The sequence below is a fragment of the Kitasatospora sp. NPDC036755 genome (assembly GCF_040636595.1).
Classification (GTDB): Bacteria; Actinomycetota; Actinomycetes; order Streptomycetales; family Streptomycetaceae; genus Kitasatospora.
Window position 1 is genome coordinate 1 of sequence record NZ_JBEZUT010000557.1, and the last position, 3,389, is coordinate 3,389.

Genomic DNA, 3,389 nt, shown 5'->3' on the forward strand with positions numbered 1-3,389 from the left:
CCGGCAGACGGCAGGCGGGCCGGGGTCGGCAGGCCCGCCGACCCCGGCCGGTGACACCCGGCGCCGTGGCACTCCGGGCGTGCGCGGTACGGGTCGTGACGATCCGTGGACGGATCTGGCGCCCTCCTTCACCGTTCCGATACGGTCTGGACCAATCAGCGGCCGATCTTCCTGCGGCGTCGTTCCGCCTCGCTCCGCCGCGCTCCGAAAGCCTCCCGGGAGTCGTCATCAGCGCCCAGCCCGCCTCCGCCCCGCTCACGCTCCCCGCGCTCCTGGACCACCGGGCGGCGCTCCACCCCGACCGCACCGCCCTGCTGGTGCCCGGCGGCGGGAGCCTCACCTACGGCCGGTGGCGCGAGCGGGCGGTGCGGGCCGCGCACGGGCTGGCCCGGGCGGGCGTGCGGCCCGGGGACACGGTGGCGCTGCTGTTCACCAACCGGGAGTGGGACGCGTACGCCGTGGCGTTCCTGGCGGCCCACTACGCGGGCGCGGCCGGGCTGGTGATCCGCGAGGACCTGGGCCCGGCCGACGTCGAACGGCTCGTCGAGGCCACGGGGGCAGCCTGGGCGATCGGCGGGAGCGGCCCGCGCACCGCCCTGCCCTCGTTCGTCCTCGACGAGCTCGCCCCCGAGGCGCCCGAGGCTCCGACGACCCCCGGGGCCCCGCACGGGGCGGAGCCGCCGCACCGGGTCGGCCCCGGGGACCTCGCCCAGATCATCGGGACCTCCGGCACGACCGGCACCCCGAAGGGCGTCCGGGCCGCGCACGCGAGCCTGACCGCCGGCCTGGCCCTCGACCCGCGCCCCCGCCCGTACGCCCACTCGCGGCACGCGGTGCACGCCTTCCCGATCGGCACCAACGCCGCCCAGGCGGTCCTGGTGAACGCGCTGACCGCGCAGCCCACGACGATCTGTCTGCCGCGCTTCGACGCGGAGGAGTTCGGGCGGGTGGTCGAGGAGTCCGGGGCGGGCACCGTCTTCCTGGTGCCGTCGATGGCGGTGGAACTGCTGAACTCCGGGATCGCCGAACGCCGGGACCTCGGCAGCGTCCTGCTGGTCGGCTCGACCGCCGCCGCGCTCCCGCCGGCCGTCGCCGCCGGGCTGTCCGCCGCCCTGCCGAAGGCGACGGTCGTCAACACCTACACCTCGGCGGAGGCCGCCCCGGCCCAGATATCCGCGGTCGTGGACCCGGCCCGCCCGGGCTCGCTGGGCCGCCCGACCGACCCGGGCGACCTGCGGATCCTGGACGAGTCCGGGGATCCGGTGCCGCCGGGCGCGACCGGTGAGATCTGGCTGCGCCAGCCCGGCCCGCCGCGCGGGTACGCCGGAGCGGCCTCCGACTCCGTCTTCCGCGACGGCTGGGTGCGCATGGGCGACCTCGGCAGGCTGGACGGGGACGGCTTCCTCCACCTGGTCGACCGGGAGAGCGACATCGTCAAGTCCGGTGCGCTGAAGGTCTCGACGCTGCGGATCGAGGCGGTGCTGCACGAGCACCCGCAGGTCGCCGACGCGGCCGCGCTCGGCCTGCCGCACCCGGTGATGGGCCAGGTGCCGGTGGCCGCGGTGGTGCCGCTGCCGGGCGGGATCGACCTGGACGGCCTGCGGCTGTTCCTGAGCGGGCGGCTCGCCCGGCCCGAACTCCCGGTCCGCGTCCTGGTGGTGGACTCCCTGCCGCGCAACCCCAGCGGCAAGGTGGTCAAGCACCGGCTGCGGTCCGCGTTCGAGGAGGACGCCCCGGCGGCCGGACGGGCACCGGAGACGGAGCGCGAGCTCGCCCTGGCGGGCCTGTGGCGCACCGTGCTGGGACGGCCGGTCCGGGCGGTGGAGGACGAGTTCTTCGCCCTCGGAGGGGACTCCTTCCGCGCCGTCCAGCTGGCCGCCGCGATCTCCGCCGAGTTCGGCGTGGCGGCCCGCACCGCGCTCGTCTTCGAGCGCCCCTCGCTCCGGGCCCAGGCGGCCTGGCTGGAGCGGGCCGGGGCCTCCACGGCCGGGCCGACGGAAGGGGCGGGCGCCGAGGTCTCGGCCTTCCTCCGCTCGCTGCGCGCGCAGCCCCACGACCTGCCGCTCACCTCCCAGCAGGAGAACTTCCTGCGCTGGATGGCCGAGGTCCCGGGCCGCAACGTCGGCTCGGTGGCGGTGATGTTCCGGGTGACGGAGGGCCTGCGGACGGACGTGCTGGCCGACGCCCTGCACGAGGCGCTCCGCCGCCACCCCGCGCTGCGCACCCGGTTCGTCCCGGTGCCCGACGCCGAACCGGGGACGCCCGGCGCCGAACCGGGCGTGCTGCGGGCCGTCCTGGACGACGAGCCGCACGCGGACGTGGTGCTGATGGACGCGCCCGGCGAGAGCGACGACGAGGTGTCGGCCCGGCTGGTCTCCGTGCGCGACCGGCTGACGGACCTCGCCGTGGGACCGATGACCAGGCTGGCCGTGGTGAGCCGGGGCCCGGCGGACCACGTCGTCCTGCTGGCGGTCCACCACCTGGTCTGCGACGGCTGGTCACTGGGCCTGCTCCTGCGCGACCTGGGGGTGCTGTACTCGGCGCTGGGCAACGGCCGCCGGGCGCCGGCGGCCCGGCCCGGCCCGGAGTACCGCGAGCTGGTGGAGTGGTCGAACGCCCACTGGCCGGACTCCCGGAACCACTTCGCGACGGCGCTCGCGCACGCGCCCGAGGCGATCGACCCCTTCCCCGGGCGCCGGCACACCGAGGTGGTGCTGAGCGCCGCCCACGCGTTCACGGTCCCGCCGCGGGAGGCGGGCGCGCTGCGGGCCCGGGCGGCGGAGCTGGGCGCCACGCCGTTCCTCGCGGTGGCGGCGGTCTGGAGCGGCCTGCTGGCCGCCCGCAGCGGGCAGCCGGACTTCGTCCTCATGACGCCGGTGCCCGGCCGGACCCGCCCGGAGGCGGAGCGGGCGGTCGGCTGCTTCGTCCAGTCGCTGCTGGTGCGGGTCGACGTGTCGGGCGCGCCGGGGTTCGCCGAACTGCTCAACCGCGTCCGGGCCGCCGCCACCGCCGCGCTCGACCACCAGCTGTACCCGTTCGCGGAGTTCAGCCCGCAGGCCCCGTTCGCGGCCTGGCTGCGGTACGAGAGCTGGAGCGCGCCGGCCCAGCTGCCGGGGGTGGCCTGCGCCGCCTGGGAGCTGCCGCGCAACGCCACCGTGCCGTACCCGCTGCCCGGCGGCGACCGGCACGTCCCGGAGCTCGCGGTCACCGAGCTGCCGGACGGCGGGCTGCGGTGCTGGCTGCGGTACAACGAGCACGCCTTCGAGCCGGGCACGGTGACGGCGTTGGCCGAGGACCTCGCCGCCGCGCTGGCGGAGGCGGCCGGGGTGTGACGCGGGTGTGCCGAGGGGGTGCGGCCGTCACCGACCGCACCCCCTGACCGCCACCCG

At 77.3% G+C, this 3,389-nt stretch carries 1 protein-coding gene; it reads left to right on the forward strand.

Annotated elements, in window-relative coordinates; genetic code table 11:
- The first annotated feature begins 95 nt into the window (after positions 1-95).
- Positions 96-3,332 (forward strand): AMP-binding protein, encoded by a 3,237-nt coding sequence (locus tag AB0E96_RS39795; RefSeq protein ID WP_359831554.1) that lies wholly within the window; start codon positions 96-98, stop codon positions 3,330-3,332.
- The last annotated feature ends 57 nt before the right edge of the window (positions 3,333-3,389 follow it).